15 protein-coding genes are annotated in these 15,776 nt (G+C 68.0%); 3 read left to right on the plus strand and 12 right to left on the minus strand.

The genetic code is table 11. The features are described 5' to 3' along the window. Positions 1-147: 147 nt before the first annotated feature. A complete protein-coding gene (locus BGO20_RS07915; protein ID WP_291661289.1) occupies positions 148-846 on the minus strand; it encodes a TetR/AcrR family transcriptional regulator in 699 nt (232 codons plus the stop codon). A gap of 138 nt (positions 847-984) precedes the next feature. Here BGO20_RS07915 and BGO20_RS07920 point away from each other — a divergent pair, with 138 nt between their 5' ends. The 3 genes from BGO20_RS07920 to BGO20_RS07930 are packed head-to-tail and all read left to right on the plus strand — an operon-like array spanning position 985 to position 3,941. Then, the gene (locus tag BGO20_RS07920) at positions 985-2,004 is read left to right on the plus strand and encodes an efflux RND transporter periplasmic adaptor subunit (protein WP_465246017.1); all 1,020 of its coding nucleotides are present in this window, start codon (positions 985-987) and stop codon (positions 2,002-2,004) included. A 3-nt stretch (positions 2,005-2,007) separates the two neighbouring features. Continuing rightward, positions 2,008-3,255, plus strand: a complete 1,248-nt coding sequence (locus BGO20_RS07925; RefSeq protein WP_291661292.1) for an ABC transporter permease — start codon at positions 2,008-2,010, stop codon at positions 3,253-3,255. Next, complete coding sequence (locus BGO20_RS07930; RefSeq protein ID WP_291661294.1) at positions 3,252-3,941, plus strand: ABC transporter ATP-binding protein; 690 nt, start codon at positions 3,252-3,254, stop codon at positions 3,939-3,941. Before BGO20_RS07925 ends, BGO20_RS07930 begins: the two co-directional genes overlap by 4 nt. Positions 3,942-4,193: 252 nt before the next feature. Here the strand turns inward: BGO20_RS07930 and BGO20_RS07935 are convergent, their stop codons facing one another. From BGO20_RS07935 to dusA, 11 genes are all read right to left on the minus strand, one after another. After that, entirely contained in the window at positions 4,194-5,474 is a 1,281-nt protein-coding gene (locus tag BGO20_RS07935) for an acyl-CoA thioester hydrolase/BAAT C-terminal domain-containing protein (RefSeq protein WP_291661295.1), read from the minus strand. 40 nt (positions 5,475-5,514) lie between these two features. Beyond that, positions 5,515-7,086 (minus strand): ABC transporter substrate-binding protein, encoded by a 1,572-nt coding sequence (locus BGO20_RS07940; protein ID WP_291661297.1) that lies wholly within the window; start codon positions 7,084-7,086, stop codon positions 5,515-5,517. Beyond that, positions 7,083-8,108 (minus strand): ABC transporter ATP-binding protein, encoded by a 1,026-nt coding sequence (locus BGO20_RS07945; protein ID WP_291661298.1) that lies wholly within the window; start codon positions 8,106-8,108, stop codon positions 7,083-7,085. Before BGO20_RS07945 ends, BGO20_RS07940 begins: the two co-directional genes overlap by 4 nt. Next, entirely contained in the window at positions 8,105-9,094 is a 990-nt protein-coding gene (locus BGO20_RS07950) for an ABC transporter ATP-binding protein (RefSeq protein ID WP_291661299.1), read from the minus strand. Before BGO20_RS07950 ends, BGO20_RS07945 begins: the two co-directional genes overlap by 4 nt. Then, a complete protein-coding gene (locus tag BGO20_RS07955; RefSeq protein ID WP_291661301.1) occupies positions 9,091-9,990 on the minus strand; it encodes an ABC transporter permease in 900 nt (299 codons plus the stop codon). The genes BGO20_RS07950 and BGO20_RS07955 overlap by 4 nt, the downstream gene beginning before the upstream one ends. Next, positions 9,987-10,961 carry an ABC transporter permease gene (locus BGO20_RS07960; protein ID WP_291661302.1) on the minus strand — a complete coding sequence of 325 codons (975 nt, stop codon included), beginning with the start codon at positions 10,959-10,961 and terminating at the stop codon, positions 9,987-9,989. Before BGO20_RS07960 ends, BGO20_RS07955 begins: the two co-directional genes overlap by 4 nt. Further along, positions 10,961-12,406, minus strand: a complete 1,446-nt coding sequence (locus BGO20_RS07965; protein ID WP_291661304.1) for a flavin-containing monooxygenase — start codon at positions 12,404-12,406, stop codon at positions 10,961-10,963. The genes BGO20_RS07960 and BGO20_RS07965 overlap by 1 nt, the downstream gene beginning before the upstream one ends. Further along, positions 12,406-13,374: a LysR family transcriptional regulator gene (locus BGO20_RS07970; RefSeq protein WP_291661305.1), complete on the minus strand. Its 969-nt coding sequence runs from the start codon at positions 13,372-13,374 to the stop codon at positions 12,406-12,408. The genes BGO20_RS07965 and BGO20_RS07970 overlap by 1 nt, the downstream gene beginning before the upstream one ends. A gap of 104 nt (positions 13,375-13,478) precedes the next feature. After that, positions 13,479-14,060, minus strand: a complete 582-nt coding sequence (locus tag BGO20_RS07975; RefSeq protein ID WP_291661307.1) for a peroxidase-related enzyme — start codon at positions 14,058-14,060, stop codon at positions 13,479-13,481. Further along, positions 14,057-14,536 (minus strand): hypothetical protein, encoded by a 480-nt coding sequence (locus BGO20_RS07980; protein ID WP_291661309.1) that lies wholly within the window; start codon positions 14,534-14,536, stop codon positions 14,057-14,059. Before BGO20_RS07980 ends, BGO20_RS07975 begins: the two co-directional genes overlap by 4 nt. A gap of 206 nt (positions 14,537-14,742) precedes the next feature. Continuing rightward, entirely contained in the window at positions 14,743-15,747 is a 1,005-nt protein-coding gene (gene dusA / locus BGO20_RS07985; protein WP_291661311.1) for a tRNA dihydrouridine(20/20a) synthase DusA, read from the minus strand. Between the last annotated feature and the right edge of the window lie 29 nt (positions 15,748-15,776).

Consider the following 15,776-nt stretch of genomic DNA (forward strand, 5'->3'; position numbering starts at 1 on the left):
GGATTGCGCCATAAGCGGACTCTGGCTGCCCAGCCCACAGCGGACATTCAGCGCGGGACGGCAGCATGGACGAAAATAGCTCACTGCCAACTACGCTTGGAGGCCGGCCTCAATCCGGGAAAATCGGTTGCCGTCACGACGGGTTGGCTAGCCGGCCTGGCGTGCCGTCATCACCGCACGCGTAAAGCCGGGCTCGACGATGGTCAGGCTCCCGTCCGGCAGGCCCAGGATGCGATCCATCGCGATGCCCTGGAACTGGAAGCGCTGATCCAGCGCCGCGATCGCGGCGTCTTCCCCCGCGGTTCCCATCGCGTCGATCGTGCGCGCGACGGCGTCGTGCGTGCTGGCGTTGAGATGCAGCAGAATCTCCGCCGCAGCCTCGGGATCGGGCACGGTGAAGGCGCCTTCGGCCTTGCCCTGCGCAATGATCCTGGTGAGGACGGGCCGCATCACCGCGATCGAGGCGGCATTGATCCGGTGGTAGAGCAGGAGGTTCTCCGGCCGGAACACCACGTCGAAGGCCGCCCTGAACTTCGGTGCGTCCGCCAGCTTCATGCTGCGTGAGCGCGCCATGAAGCCGTTCAGTCGTTCCAGGGCGCTGAGGCCGGGATCGTCGAGGATATCGCGGACGCGCGCGACGGCGTCCTGCGCCAGCCGGGCGGTGATGCCTTCCAGCAGATCCTCCTTCGCCGTGAAGTGGTGGTAGAAGCCGCCTTTCGAGATACCGACCCTGGCGATCACGTCGTTGACCGTCGTGCGCTCGTAGCCGCGCTCGAAGAACAGCGCCTGCGCGCCGTCGAGGATTTCGTTCCTGCGATCATCCGCGGACTTCACGATGCGGGGCATACAACTCGCTCTTGTTTGACGACCGACCGTCGGTCTGTATAATGACCGACGGTCGGTCTTTCGCGATTGTGCGCGCAAGACGCTGTCGGTGCAATGCGTTTTGGCCTGTGATCACCTCGGGTTGAAGCCGCCGATGTGATGCCTCCTGCGGAGGATACCGTGAAGTTCGCTCGCAGTTCTCTCATCGTCGCGGCGCTCGCCGCCGCCGGGGGCGGATACTGGTTCCTGACGAAGCCTGTGGCAGTCGCGACGGTCGTGCCCAAGCGCGGCGACGCGGCTGAGATCGTCTACGCTACCGGCACGGTCGAGCCACGCAACTGGGCCAAGGTCGCGGCGCTGGTGCGCGAGCGCATCGTCGAGCGCTGTGACTGCGAAGGCCAGCGCGTCGAGCAGGGGCACGTCCTCGCCCGGCTCGACAGCGTCCAGGCCGAAGCCACCCTGGCCGAGCTCAAGGCCCGCCAGAAGCTCGCCACAGCCGAGCATGACCGGCTCACCGTGCTGGTTGAGCGCAATGTGATGAGCCAGCAGGCGCTCGACCGCGCCCGCAGCGAGATGGGTCAGGCCTCGGCCCTGATCGCCGGGCAGACCGCGCGCCTGGAGAACTATGTCCTGCGCGCCCCGATGCGCGGCACCGTACTGCGCCGCGACGGCGAAGTCGGCGAGATCGCCGAGCCCGGCACCGTGCTGTTCTGGATCGGCGAGGCCAAGCCGCTGCGCGTCGTCGCCGAGGTCAACGAGGAGGACATCCCACAGGTCAAGGCCGGCCAGCGCGCCCTGATCCGGGCCGACGCCTTCCCGGGGCGGACGCTGGAGGGAACCGTCGACAGCATCACGCCCAAGGGCGATCCCGTCGCCAAGACCTACCGTGTCTATCTCGCTCTGCCGGATGACACGCCGCTGCTGATCGGCATGACGGTCGAACTCAACATCATCACGCGCGTGGCGAAAGAGGCGCTGCTGCTGCCGGTCGCCGCCGTGCAGGGCAATGCTGTCTTCGTCATTGAGGGCGACCGCGCCCGCCGCCGCGAGCTATCGATCGGAATTCGCGGCACCGGCGATGTCGAGGTGCTCTCGGGCCTGCCCGACCAGGCCCGCGTCATCACGCCCTTTCCGGACAAGCTTCGCGATGGCGCTCACGTCGCGCCGCAAGGCGGCTGAGCCGTGCGATTGATCCTCGCTCTGGCGCTGACGCATATCCGCGGCCGCGGCCGGCAGACCCTGGTCGCGGTCATCGGCGTCGCGCTCGGCGTCGGCTTCTCGATCGCCATGGCCGCGCTGATGCAGGGTGGCGAGGATGATTTCGTCGCGCGCCTGGTCGATACCATGCCGCATGTCGACATCACCGACGAATACCGCAATGCCCGCCGCCAGCCGGCGCAGGACGCCTTTGCCGTGGTCCACATTGCCGGCCTGCGGCCGAAGGACGATCGGCGCGGCATTCTCAACCCGACCGAGGCGGTCGCGATGCTGAGGGCCTGGGTGCCCGGGCGGCTGGCGCTCAGCCTGAAGACGCAAGGGGTGGTGCGCTATTCCGGGCGCGACGTCGGCATCGGCATCATCGGCATCGAGCCGCGGGGCGAGATGAAGGTCTCATCGCTCGCGAAGGATTTTCGCCAGGGCAGCTTCACCTCGCTGATCGCCGGCGGCAACAACATCATCGTCGGCGATCGGCTGGCGCAGCGCCTTGGCGCGGAGCTTGGCGCCACGGTGACCGTCGTCTCCTCGACCGGCCAGAGCCGTGCCTTCAAGATCGTCGGTCTGTTCCACACCGGCACCACCGCCCGCGACGAGGGCGAGGGCTATGTCCTGCTCAAGAACGCTCAGATCCTGAGCGAGCGCCCGAACGCAATCAACGAGATCAGGCTTAAGCTCGACGATCCCGCCGCCGCCCCGCAGGTGGCGCGTCGGGCCGAGGCGCAGCTCGGCTACAAGGCGATGGCCTGGCAGGAGGCGAACGAGTCGCTGCTGCAGGCGCTCGTGATCCGCAATGTCATCATGTACACGGTCGTCGGCGCGATCCTGCTGGTGGCCGGCTTCGGCATCTTCAACATCATCTCGACGATCACGCACGAGAAGGCACGCGACATCGCCATCCTGAAGTCGCTCGGCTTCACCGAGACCGATATGCGCCGCCTCTTCCTGCTCGAAGGAATGGCGCTCGGCGCCGGCGGCTCGCTGATCGGCTGGGCGTTCGGCTTCCTGCTCTGCCTTGCGCTCTCCCTGGTCCGCTTCGAATTGTCGGGCGCCAGCGTGGCGCAGGAGATCACCCGCCTGCCACTGGCCTGGAGCATCTGGCACTATCTGATCGCCGCTGGCTTCGCTTTGGTCTCGGCCGGCGTCGCCGGCTACCTGCCGGCAAGGCAGGCGGCCCGGCTCAACCCGGTCGACATCATCCGGGGCGCGACATGAACCCGCTGATCGAGACGGTCGGGCTCACCCGCGTGCTACCCGCCGCTGTGCCGGTGACGCTGGTCCAGGACATCACGCTGACGATCGGGGCGAGCGAGTTCGTCGCCATCACCGGCCCGTCCGGCTCGGGAAAGTCCTCGCTGCTCTACCTGCTCGGTTTGCTCGACAAACCAAGCGCCGGCACGCTCACGATCGAGGGGAGGGACACGGCCGGGCTGAGCGAGCGCGAACGGGCCGGAATCCGGCTGGAGACGCTCGGCTTCGTCTTCCAGTTCCACTTCCTGCTGCCGGAGTTCACGGTGCGGGAGAATGTCGAGATCCCGATGCGCCGGCTCGGCCGGCTCGGTGCGACCGCCATGCGCGAGCGTTCGACAGAGTTGCTGAGCACGCTCGGCCTCGCCGACCATCTCGACAAACGGCCCGACCAGCTCTCGGGCGGCCAACGCCAGCGTGTCGCCGTCGCCCGCGCGCTTGCCAACGATCCGCCATTGATCCTCGCGGATGAACCGACCGGCAGCCTCGACAGCAAGAATTCCGAGCAGGTCTTCGTCATTCTGGATGCGCTGGTGCGCGAGCGCGGCAAGACGGTGATCGCGGTGACCCACGACACTGAGATTGCGGCGAGGGCGAGCAGACGCATCAATCTCGTCGATGGGCGGCTGGCTGATCGATGGGCGGCTGGCTGAGAGCTGAGGGCATGGCTTGGGAGCTATCGCACAGCGCTTCTCCTCGCACGCAACTTCACTGGCATAGGCCAAGGCTCAGCCGGTGGGCTCGCCTGCCCACGGCACGGCGCCCTGGCTGCGGAAGCACTTTGCCTTAACTGCGGCACTCTCAACCTAAACGCTAACACAGCCGCACTGAAATATTTCAATGGGTTATGAAGCTAATTGAAGGCTGGCGCGGCAAACTTCGGCTTCCCCACACCGTCCGGCCGCCTAGCGTCCGCCGTGCCGCCCAACGAACGCGAGGGCGGCAGCCCAGGCGCCGTCATTGGCCTCGGCATTGGCAGCGGGCGTGCCGCCCATCGTCGTCGCGATGCCCGAGACCGGATGGCGATGGGCGATGCGGGTCGAAGGCACATGAGGGAAAAGGATGGAGTGGCCGGCAGCCGGCCAGTTCTTCCACACGACCTCATGCGGATGACCGGCGGCGAGCAGGCTCGACTGCACGATGAGCGAGTAGAGGTCCGAAGGCCAGGCGCCATCGTCGCCGCCGGAAATCAGCAGGACAGGGCCGGCGATCCGCTCGACCGGGATGCGGGCGCGGGCCATGGCGGCGGGATCACCCAGAGCCGTGCGCATGGCGTCGGCGTTGCGACGAAACTCCTTCGCTTCGTCGTAAGGCTTCCAGCTCGCGGTGAGATTGTCCTGCCATTGATGGACGAGCGGCTTTCCATCGAGCGTCCAGCACGGACCGTCGCGACCGAGCCCGGGAGCGGGATCCGCCGCTGCCTGCCCGCCATGCACGAAGGCGCTCGGCACATAGCCCAGCACCGCCGAGACCCTGTCGGGGAAGGTCGCGCCGAGCAAGAGCGCGAGCTCGCCGCCGCGCGACTGCCCGGCAACGGCGACAAAATCATTCAGCGGGCGCACCGTCGCATGCAGCCAGTCGAGAGCGCGGGCGAAATATTCGAGCGGTGTGTTCGAGATGTATCTCGGCAGGCCCGGCGCGCCGAAATAGCCGAGTGCCAGCGCCGCAACGCCGCGCGAGGCCCAGAGCGCCGCGCGCGGCTCGTTGATGCCGCCACCCGAGCCGTTGAGGATCATGATGGCAGGATGCGGGCCCTCGCCAGCCGGCAGGAACAGCGTGCCGACGAGGCCGTCCTCGATCAAGGGCCGGCGGGTGACGCCGTCGGCCATCAGAATCTGGGTGAAGCTGCCGGAAGCCACGGTCGCGCCGCCGATGGAGGCTGTGAGCGTGGTCTCGAGCGGCCGCGCCATGTCGGCGTGGAAGAACTCGCCCTCGCCTTCCTGTGCCCAGATCAGGCCCATGGCGGCGACGCCTTGGTAGGCTCCCCGCACCGGAGCGTCCCGCGTCAGGTCGACGGCGCCACCGCCGTCCGCAACGAAGACCGCTTCCGCCCGCCAGAGCCGACCATCGCGCGGGGTCTCCGCAGCGATGGTCACCTCCGCGCCCGTCGGCAAGCCGGCCAGCACGATCCGGCGCGGCACGTCGATCAGATCGACCGAGGGACTGACCGTGAAGCTCGCGGCCATGGCGGTTTCCGTCTCCCTTACGTCCGGGTTTCCAGCCCCGTCACTTCGCCTTGCTGACCTGCATGGCGACGGTGCGATCGCTGTTCCAGGGCACGACCTTGAGGTCAGGCCGGCTCGCCCAGATGTTCTTGTAGTGGTAGAGCGGGATGACGCCGACATCGTCCATCACGACCTTGACGGCGTCCTTGATGATCGCCTCACGCTTGGCATCGTCGAATTCAGCCCCGGCCCTGGCGAGGGCATCGTCCAGCTTCGGGTTGCCGTAGCGGCCCCAGTTCGAGGCGCCGAGTCCCTTGGCGGGGTCGTTGGTGGCGAGGATCGAGGTCATCGCATAGGTGCCCTCGCCGGTGCCGTTGCCCCAGCCGATCATGCTCATCGCATATTCGTTCTTGTTGGCGCCGGAGACATAGACCGAGAAGGGCACCACCTCGACCTGGGTCTCGACGCCGATGCGGGTCCAGAACTGGGCGACCGCCTGAGCCGTCTCCGGCGCCAGCGGATAGCGCTCGCCCGGCACATGGATGGTCAGCTTGAAGCCGTCCGGATAACCGGCTTCGGCGAGAAGCGCCTTGGCCTTGCTCGGATCGACGGCGATCTTGGCGTAGTCGGGGTTGTAGCCGAAGGTGTCGGCCGGCATCCATTGCGTCGCGACGGTGACGCCGCCGCGGGCGACACGGTCGGCGATGGCGTCGCGGTTGATCGCCATGTTGAGCGCCTTGCGGACGCGCACGTCGAGCAGCGGATTCTTGTCGAGCGGCTTGCCGGCCTTGTCGGTGATGAACTTCGAGGGAGCCGGGTTGAAGCTCGGCTGCAGGATCAGCACGCGCAGGCCGGGATAGGACCAGACCTTCACCCTGGGGTTCTTCTCGAGCTTCTCGATGTCGGAGAAGGAGACCTTGTCGATCATGTCGACATCGCCGGAGAGCAGCGCCGCGGTGCGCGCCGCGGGATTGGCGATGTAGCGATAGCTCACCTTGTCCCACTGGGCCTTCGGCCCCCAGTAGGTGTCGTTGCGCTTCATCTCGATACGGTCGCCGGGGGTGTAGCTGACGAAGGCGTAGGGGCCGTCGGTGACCATCGCCTTGCCGCTGTTGTAGTCGTCGGTCGTCGCGGTCTGGCCGACATGCCTGCTGACGACATAGATGCTGGAGAGGTTGATCGGCAGCAGCGGATCGGGCGCCTTGGTGGTGATGACCAGCGTGTGCGGATCCTTGACCTCGACCTTGGCGACGCTGCGCAGGAAACTCTTGAAGCTCGCCACCGATCCCGGAACGCTCTGCGCGCGCTGATAGGAGAACGCGATATCGTCTGCCGTCACCGGCTGGCCGTCGGTCCAGACCGCCTTGTCGCGGATCTTGAATTCCCAGGTGGTGGGCGAGGTGTTCTTCCAGGACTCGGCAAGGCCCGGAACCATGCCGCCGATCGTCTTCTGCGCGACGATCGCCGGAAAGAAGTGCTGCGCCACCGAATGGTCGCCGGCATAATTGTTGAGCTCGGGGTCGATCGCGGAGACCGGATCGGCGAAGCCGATGCGCAGATCCTCGGCCCAGGCGGTCCCTCCCGCGACGATCAGTGCCGCGGAAAGGGCAAGCGTGCTCAGTCTTGTCGTCATGCGATCTCTCCTGTTGGCGCGCGGCGTTCCCCTTCGGGCGCGTCGTTGAGGTGGCAGGCGGAACGATGGCCCGGCGCGATCTCGCGCAGGGCAGGCCGCTCGATGCGGCAGCGGTCGAAGGCGACCGGACAACGCGGGTGGAAATGGCAGCCGGGCGGCGGCGCGGCCGGGCTCGGGATCTCGCCCTTGACGGGAGCATAGACCCGGCGCCGCTGCTTGAGGTCGGGAATCTCGGCCAGCAGCCCCTGCGTATAGGGGTGATTGGGATGGGCGAAGAACTGACGCGCCGGCGCGTCCTCGACGATGCGCCCGAGATACATGATGACGACGCGGTCGGCGACATGCTGCACCACGCGCAGATCGTGGCTGATGAACAGATAGGTCAGGTCGAGATCGCGCCGCAGTTGCATGAACAGGTTGAGGATCTGCGCCTGGATCGAAACGTCGAGCGATGCGACCGACTCGTCGCAAACGAGAAAGCGCGGCTGCATAGCCAGTGCACGCGCGATCGAGATGCGCTGACGCTGGCCGCCGGAAAACTGATGCGGGAAGCGCTGGCGATAGGCCGGGTCGAGGCCGGCACGGCGCATCTGGGCGCAGACATAGTCATCGAGTTCGGCGCGGCCGACAATGCCATGGACGAGGGGCGCCTCGCCGATCGCCGAAGCGACGCGCATGCGCGGATTGAGGCTCGCCTGCGGATCCTGGAAGATGAGCTGCACGTCGCGATGGACAGAGCGGTCGCCCTGCGGGTCGCGCCCGAACACGCTGACGGCACCATCGCTCGGCGACAGCAGCCCGGCGGCGATGCGCCCGAGCGTCGACTTGCCCGATCCGGACTCGCCGACCAGGCCGACGAACTCGCCCGTCGGGATCGTGAGATCGATACCGTCGAGCGCGTGGATGACGGGCCGCCGCCTGGCGAGATGCAGTCTGACCGCAAGCCCCTCTGCGCGGCCGAAGCGGCGACTCACATTGCGCGTCTCCAGCGCCGGAGCGGTGGTGGTAGGCTTCGTCGTCATGCCGCCACCTCGGCCGGCGAAGCGGGACCGGACAGGGGATGGAAGCAGCGCAGCCTGTGCGCCCCTTCCGTGAAGCCGGGCTGCCGGGCGCAGTCCTCGGCGCGGCGCGCGCAGCGCGGGCCGAAGGCGCAGCCCTGTGGCGGATCGACCATGTCCGGTGTGGTGCCGGGGATCTGGACGAGCATCGAGCCCGGGGCGCTCGCCCCCGGCAGGCTGCCGATAAGGCCGGCGGTGTAGGGATGGCTCGGCCGGTCGAGCACCGCATCGACCCCTCCCTGCTCGACGATGCGGCCGGCATACATCACCGCGATCTCGTCGGCGATGCCGGCGATCACCGAGAGGTCGTGCGTGATCCAGAGCAGCGCCGTACCGGCTTCACGGGTGAGTTGCTGCACCTCGGCCAGGATCTGCGCCTGGATCGAGACGTCCAGCGCCGTCGTCGGCTCGTCGGCGATGACGAGGTCTGGTTTGTTGATCAGGGCGATGGCAATGGCGACGCGCTGGCGCATGCCGCCCGAGAGCTGGTGCGGGTAGGCGTCGAGCCGCGCCTCTGGGCTTGGGATACCCATCGCGCCGAGCGCGTCGCGGGCGCGCACCCGCGCCGAGGCCTCGTCGATCGACTCGTGCGCGCGAATGGTCTCGATCATCTGCGTGCTGATCCGCAGCACGGGATTCAGCGTCATCATCGGGTCCTGGAAGACCATGGCGATGCGATTGCCGCGCAGGCGGCGCAGGCTCTCCTCGTCGAGCTTGGTCAGGTCGTGGCCACGGAACAGGATCTCACCGCCGACGATCCGGCCGGGCGGATCGATCAACCCCATGATCGAGAAGCCGGTGACCGACTTGCCGGAACCGCTCTCGCCGACGAGGCCGAGCGTCTCGCCGGCCCGCAGCGTGAAGGAGACGTCGCGCACCGCGTCGAGATCGCCGCGGTCGGTGCGGAAGCGGGTGCGCAGATGGCGGAGTTCGAGCAGCGGCGCGGTCATCGCAGCGCCCTCGGGTCGAGCACTTCCCGCAACCGGTCGCCGACGAGATTGATCGCGACGATCGCCAGCAGCAGCGTCAGGCCCGGGAAGAAGCTGATCCAGTACTCTCCGGAAAGCATGAACTGGAAGCCGTTGGCGATCAGCAGGCCAAGCGAGGGCTGCGTCACCGGCGCCCCCAGCCCGAGGAAGGAGAGCGTCGCCTCCAGGGTGATGGCGCGCGCCACCTGCAGCGCCGCGATGACGAGCAGCGGCGGCAGGCAGTTGGGCAGGACATGGCGCAGCAGGATGCGGTAGGTCGGGAGGCCGAGCCCGCGAGCCGCCTCGAAATAGTCGCGCTTGCGTTCGACCAGCGCCTGGGCGCGGGCGGTGCGGGCGTAATAGGCCCATTCCAGCAGCACCAGCGTCAGCACGACATTGCCGATGCCGCGGCCGAGCAGCGCGAGCATCAGCAGGGCGACGAGGATCGAGGGCAGCGACATGATCAGGTCGACGAGCCGCATGATCAGCGCATCGACGATGCCGCCGCTCCAGGCTGCGATCAGCCCGAGCAGGATACCGAGGATGCCGGCCAGCAGCGCCGAGCCGACGCCGACGGTCAGGCTGGTGCGCAGGCCGTAGAGGATGGCGGAGAACAGGTCGCGGCCCTGCCCGTCCGTACCGAGCCAATAGGTGATATCTCCGCTCATCGACGCCGAGCCGGGGGGCAGCCTGGCGTCGAGCACGTCGATCGCGGCCAGATCGAAGGGGTTCTGCGGCGCGATTTCGCGGGCGAAGACCGCGCCGAGAATCAGCAGCGCCATCAGGGCGAGCCCGATCACGGCGGTCGGCGCGCGCAGGAAGCGGCGCAGCGCGGTGACTGCCGGACGGCGGCCGGAGGCGACGGGAGCGCTCGTCATGCCGAGGCCTCCTCGCGGACACGCGGATCAAGGATGCGATAGAGGATGTCGACGACGAGGTTGATGACGACGAAGAGCGTCACCACCACGAGCAGGTAGGCCATGACCACCGGCCGGTCGAGCGCGTTGATGCTGTCCAGGATGAGCTTGCCCGAGCCCGGCCAGGCGAAGATGCTCTCGGTCACGACCGCGAAGGCGATGGTCGAGCCGAGCTCGAGGCCGAGCACCGTGACAAGCGGGATCATGATGTTGCGCAGGACGTGCATCATCACGATCCGGCCGCGACGCAGGCCCTTGGCCCGCGCGAAGCGGACATAGTCGAGCGGCAGCACCTCGCGGACGCCGGCCCGCGTCAGCCGGATCACCAGCGAGACCTTGAAAAGCGACAGGTTGATTGCCGGCAGCAGCATGTGCCGCCAGCCGTTCAAGGTCAGGAACGACCAGTCTGCGCCGAGAAGATGGACCGTCTCGCCGCGCCCGCTCGCTGGCAGCCAGCCGAAATAGACGCTGAAGGTCATGATCAGCAGGAGACCGACCCAGAAGGTCGGCAGGGAGAAGCCGAGGATGCTGCCGGTGGTGATCAGCTTCGAGAGGCGCCGTTCCGGGTAGAGACCCGCATAGAGGCCGAGCGGCACGCCGAAGATGACGGAAAAGGCGGTGGCGGCGATGGCGAGCTCCAGCGTCGCCGGCAGGCGCTGCAGGATCAGCGTGACCGCCGGGACGTTGTAGACGAAGCTGCGGCCGAGATCGCCTTGCAGGGCGCTGCCGGCGAAGCTGAGATATTGCTGCCAGAGCGGGCGGTCGAGCCCAAGCTGGGCGATGAGTTCGGCTCTGTCGGCCTGCGTCGCGTCAGGCGCCAGCAGGATGTCGGCCGGGTTGCCGATGGCATGCATGCCCAGGAACACGACGAGCGACATCGCCACGATGACGAGGAGCGCCTGCGCGACGCGCTGGAGCAGCCAACCCAGCATCAGACCGGCACCGCTGTCTCTTCCGGCAGGATCGGTACCCATTCGTCGCCGAAGATTTCCGGCTCCGCATAGGCCTGGCCGCGGGCGAAATGCGTCTCGACATCCTCGACGAACAGCCGCGCGGCGATCGCCTGCGAGAGACGCTCGGCCCCGTCGCTGATCGCCGGAATGTCGCCCGAGACCGTGCCGTGGGACATCATCGCCGGGTAGCAGAAGCAGTGCACCCGCTCGAGGCCCGGGCTGGCGCCCGGCACCTTCGGCTGAAACTCGAAGGCGGGGCCGAGATCGGGCATGGCGCCAAGGCTCGGCTCGGCGTCGCCGGGCATGTCGCGGTCGCTCCAGAAACGGGCCTGCGCAGCGATCTCGGCAAGGAAAGGACGATTGTCCCAGTCGACCTTGAAGCCGGTCGAGAAGATCATGAAGTCGAAGCGCATCGTCCCGGCGCTGGTCTCGACCACGATGTCTTCGCCCTCCATTCGCGCCGACAGCAGCGCCGTTCCCTGCCGGAAGAAGGCATTGGGATGGCGCGAGACACGCAGCACGCTGGCGCGCGGCGGCGGCACCTGCTCGCGGGCGACATAGCCGTTGATCCGCCATTTCCAGTCATCGGGCAGATAGCGGTAGCCGGCCACGGAGCCGGGATGGCCCATGCCCTTGCCGCGGTTGATGCGCGGGATGTCGCGGCGTCGGATCAGGAGGTCGACACGGGCCGCGCCGGCCTCCAGGGCGGTGCCGGCGCTATCCATGGCCGAGGCGCCCGCACCAACCACCGCGACGCGCTTGCCGCGCAGCGAGGCATAATCGTTCTCGTCGGAGGAATGCGCCCAGCGCTCGCGCGGCAGGCTCTCGGCGATCGCCGGCACATAGGGGCCGCCAAGCCCGTCGCGGCCGGTCGCCAGCACGACATGCCGCGCCAGCACGCGCTGCCGGCCAGCCGGGCCATCCATCTCGAGCGTGGCGTAGTCGGCGCCGAGATGGATAGCGGCGATGTCGTGCCGGTTGCGGATGTCGAGATTCAGCACCGCGCGGAACCAGCGCAGGTAATCCATCCACATCAGCCGGGGAATCTTGTCGAGCGCCTCCCAGTCCGCGGCGCCGAACTGGGCCTCGAACCAGGCGCGGAAGGTCAGCGAGGGGATGCCGAGCGCCGGGCCGGTGAGCGTCTTGGGCGAGCGCAGCGTCTCCATGCGCGCCGTCGTCGCCCATGGACCTTCGAAGCCGCGCGGCCGGCGGTCGTAATTCACCACGTTCAGGCCGAGATTGCGCATGGCGGCCGCCGCCGCGAGCCCGGCCATGCCGGCGCCGATGATGGCGACGTCGAGCAGCCGCTCGCCCCCCACCTCACGCTCGGGCACCCAGGGCGCTGCCGGCAAGGTGAGCAGCTCTAGCTCGCGGGCGACGCGGCGGTTCAGCACCTCCAGCCCTTCGATATTCGGATCGGCCATCACAGCCGCGCCTCCTGTTTGGTCAGCGATGCGAGGAGCGCCTGATGCTCCTCCGGCGGGATCAAGGTGAAATCGTCGAGCCGGCGCTCGGCCGCGTTCTGCATGGCCGCGATCAGTTCGCGCGCCTTGTCCGGCACCGCGACGCCGCGCGCGGTCACCGCACCGAAGCAATAGGGGATCGCTTCGGCCAGCGGCAGGATTCGAATGCCGGGCAGCGTGTCGGCTGTCAGCGTCAACGGCTCGACGATGGCGATGCCCGCCCCCGCCCGGATGAAGGAGAGCGCGTTCATCGTCGAGGTCGTGCGAACCTTGACGCGAACATCGACGCCCGCGGCATCGAGAGTGGCACGGATGCGGGCCGGAACGCCCCGGCGCAGCGACATCCCGACGAGATTGCGCCCCGCGAGCGCGCGCAGCTCCACCGGGCCATCGGCACGCGCGAGCGGATCGTCCTCCCGCACCGCCAGCACGCAGGGCGCCGTCCCCAGCCATTCCAGAACTAGGTCCCGATGCAGCAGCGGCGCGCTGGTCGCGCCGATCTGGGCATTGCCGGAGATCACGGCATTCTGCACGCGGTCCGGGTTTTCCACTTCGACCATGAGACGCGGCGCGTCGGCTCCCTCGCCGGCCGCCTGCCAGGCGTCCGTCAGCAGACCGAAGGCAAGCGCGGACACCGCCGAGATGCGGATCGGTGGCTCGGCCTCGCCGACGATCTCGCGGGCGCGCTCCCAGAGGTTGACGAAGCCGGCGAGCGCCCGCTCGACGTCATCGCGCAGAACCATGCCCTTCGGCGTCAGCACCAGGCGCTGGCCGGCCCGCTCGAACAAGGGCTGGCCCAGATCGCGCTCCAATTCCTGGATCATGCGGCTGACCGAAGGCTGGGACACGCCGAGATGCTTCGCCGCCGCAGTGACGCTGCCGAGCGAGGCGACCTGCAGATAGGCCTCCAGGATCTTGAGGCGGCTCATCCGGGGACGCTCCCACGCTTCTTCGAGCCGTGGAACTGCCCCAGCCTCCCGCTTTGGCGCATGTTCTTCATGCCAGCCGGTACCCAGCTTCGCTCGAGAAAGCTCTAATCGTCGTTGCGGACGGGGTCGCCCAAGACGTGCATCAGGCGGTTGGCCCAGCCGAACAGCGCCGTGGAGAGGATGAGATCGACGATCTCCGCCTCGCTCAGGCCGGCCTCGCGCAGACAGGCAGCATCGGCTTCGGTCACGGCCGGCGGCGTCTGCGACAGCTTGACCGAGAAGTCGAAGATCGCCTGCTCGCGCGGCGGCAGCGCCGCCTTCTCGCCGCGAGCGAACAGCTCGTCCGTAACGGCGGTGTCCTTGGCGAGCTGGGCGTGGCGGGATGCATGCACCGCGGCGCAGTAGATGCAGCGGTTGACGATCGAAGCGCCGATCGCGCCGATCTCGCGCTCCGCCCGGCTCATACCGCCGGAATCGTACATGATCGCGTTGAACAGCGGCGAGCGCACCGACAGCGTCTCGGGATCATGCGCCAGCACCAGCACGTAGTCCGACACCTTGGTGTTCGACGGCGTGATCTTGAGCGCCTCGCGCTGCTCGGGCGTAGCCTCGGCGAGATCGACCGGCGTGACCCGCGGGCGCCACTCGGGCACGGTACGGGTGAAGCGATGCACGACCCGGCTCATGCGGATTCTCCCTGCAGGATCGCGAGCCCGGCGAAAACGCGCGCCTGGTAGCTCATGAAGGCGTTCAGCTCGCACAAGCGGACGATATCGGCGTCGGCGACGCCGGCCGCCTTCAGCCCCTCGATGTCCTCTGCGGCTACAGCGCGCGTCTCGGCGGCGACCTTGTCCATGAAGGCAAGCACGGCCCTTTCGCGATCGTCCCGCCCGGCCGCCGAAGGCTCGGCGAGCGCCCGCAAAGCCGGATCCGAGACCCCTGCCAGATAGTGCCCGGCGATGTCGGCGAGACCATTGAGATTGGCGATGCGCGCCGCCACGGCGAGGCGCCACCGCGCCGGGAAGGCGCCCGGATCATGTGGCGCCGTGACCGCCTCCTCCGCCTTTCGGCTCATGGCGACGATGTTGCCGCGCGTCCGCGCCGCGATCCCCGCCAACGCACCTTGCCAGAGCGACGAATCCGAGCCGGCAGCTTCCGCCATGATAATCCCCTTTGTGCATCAACCTGCAAAGTTGATACCTTGAGTGAATTAACTAGCCTCTTCGCGCCGTGTCAATCCGTCGCAGCATTCGCCGACCAGCGCGCGGCCGGTCAGCGCCGTTCGCCTTCCGGGAACGGCTTTCGACGATGATCCGATCGAATAAGTCGGGTTCAAGCCCGGGCGCGCTCCGCCCGAAACAGGATGGGTCAGGCGGCGTCGGCCGCACCCCACCCGCGCCGCGCGACATGGCCGACCGCCGCGCGCAGATCCGCCAGGCCCGCACCGACCTGGACGCAATGCTCGGCGAGGTGCCTGCGGAACAGCCGGGCGCCCGGACGGCCCGGAAACAGGCCGACGAGATGCCGCGTGAAGGCGTGCAGCCGGCCACCCCGCTGCAGATGGGCCGCAATATGCGGCTCCAGTGCATCGAGCATCGCGAAGGCGTCGGAGACCGGCGCCTCGCGGCCGAACAGCAGCGGATCGACCGCGAGCAGGATCTCCGGATTCTGATAGGCCTCGCGGCCGACCATGACGCCGTCGAGCCGTTCCAAATGCGGCAGCCACTCGGACGGAGCCCTGATGCCGCCGTTGATCGCGACCGGCAGGTCGGGATTGGCTGCCTTGAGGCGATAGGCCCGCTCATAATCGAGTGGCGGGATTTCGCGGTTTTCTTTCGGCGAAAGTCCCTGCAGCCAGGCCTTGCGAGCATGGACGATCAACCCATCGACGCCCGCCGTGCGAACCGCCGCGGTCAGGGCGTCGAGCGCGATTTCCGGGTCCTGATCGTCGACGCCGATGCGGCATTTCACCGTCACGGGAACCGAAACCGCCGCCTTCATCGCGGCGACGCATTCGCCGACCAGCGCCGGCTCGCGCATCAGGCAGGCGCCGAAGGCGCCGCCCTGGACACGATCGGACGGGCAGCCGCAATTCAGATTGATCTCGCCGTAACCGAAATCGGCGCCGATCCGCGCGGCTTCGGCAAGCAGTTGCGGATCGTTGCCGCCGAGCTGCAGCGCGACGGGATGCTCCATCGCGTCGAGGCCGATCAGGCGCTCCCGGTCGCCATGGATGACCGCGAGCGCCGTCACCATCTCGGTGTAGAGCAGCGCATGGCGCGACATCAGGCGATGGATCGTCCGGCAATGCCGGTCGGTCCAATCCATCATCGGCGCGACGGAGAAGCGCATGGTCGGGAGCGGCGCGGTCATGGCCGCTCCCCTATAGCATTCGGCCGGGT

Origin of the sequence: Allobosea sp. 67-29, from assembly GCF_001898115.1 — a bacterium.
GTDB lineage: Bacteria > Pseudomonadota > Alphaproteobacteria > Rhizobiales > Beijerinckiaceae > Allobosea.

What these genes read in the sequence shown, in the direction of transcription:
- BGO20_RS07935 (WP_291661295.1), bottom strand. Translation starts at nt 5,474, where the DNA reads ATGGCCGCGAGCTTCACGGTCAGTCCCTCGGTCGATCTGATCGACGTG.
- BGO20_RS07960 (WP_291661302.1), bottom strand. Translation starts at nt 10,961, where the DNA reads ATGCTGGGTTGGCTGCTCCAGCGCGTCGCGCAGGCGCTCCTCGTCATC.
- BGO20_RS07955 (WP_291661301.1), bottom strand. Translation starts at nt 9,990, where the DNA reads ATGACGAGCGCTCCCGTCGCCTCCGGCCGCCGTCCGGCAGTCACCGCG.
- BGO20_RS07915 (WP_291661289.1), bottom strand. Translation starts at nt 846, where the DNA reads ATGCCCCGCATCGTGAAGTCCGCGGATGATCGCAGGAACGAAATCCTC.
- BGO20_RS07930 (WP_291661294.1), top strand. Translation starts at nt 3,252, where the DNA reads ATGAACCCGCTGATCGAGACGGTCGGGCTCACCCGCGTGCTACCCGCC.
- BGO20_RS07950 (WP_291661299.1), bottom strand. Translation starts at nt 9,094, where the DNA reads ATGACCGCGCCGCTGCTCGAACTCCGCCATCTGCGCACCCGCTTCCGC.
- dusA (WP_291661311.1), bottom strand. Translation starts at nt 15,747, where the DNA reads ATGACCGCGCCGCTCCCGACCATGCGCTTCTCCGTCGCGCCGATGATG.
- BGO20_RS07980 (WP_291661309.1), bottom strand. Translation starts at nt 14,536, where the DNA reads ATGGCGGAAGCTGCCGGCTCGGATTCGTCGCTCTGGCAAGGTGCGTTG.
- BGO20_RS07945 (WP_291661298.1), bottom strand. Translation starts at nt 8,108, where the DNA reads ATGACGACGAAGCCTACCACCACCGCTCCGGCGCTGGAGACGCGCAAT.
- BGO20_RS07920 (WP_465246017.1), top strand. Translation starts at nt 985, where the DNA reads ATGCCTCCTGCGGAGGATACCGTGAAGTTCGCTCGCAGTTCTCTCATC.
- BGO20_RS07965 (WP_291661304.1), bottom strand. Translation starts at nt 12,406, where the DNA reads ATGGCCGATCCGAATATCGAAGGGCTGGAGGTGCTGAACCGCCGCGTC.
- BGO20_RS07940 (WP_291661297.1), bottom strand. Translation starts at nt 7,086, where the DNA reads ATGACGACAAGACTGAGCACGCTTGCCCTTTCCGCGGCACTGATCGTC.
- BGO20_RS07975 (WP_291661307.1), bottom strand. Translation starts at nt 14,060, where the DNA reads ATGAGCCGGGTCGTGCATCGCTTCACCCGTACCGTGCCCGAGTGGCGC.
- BGO20_RS07970 (WP_291661305.1), bottom strand. Translation starts at nt 13,374, where the DNA reads ATGAGCCGCCTCAAGATCCTGGAGGCCTATCTGCAGGTCGCCTCGCTC.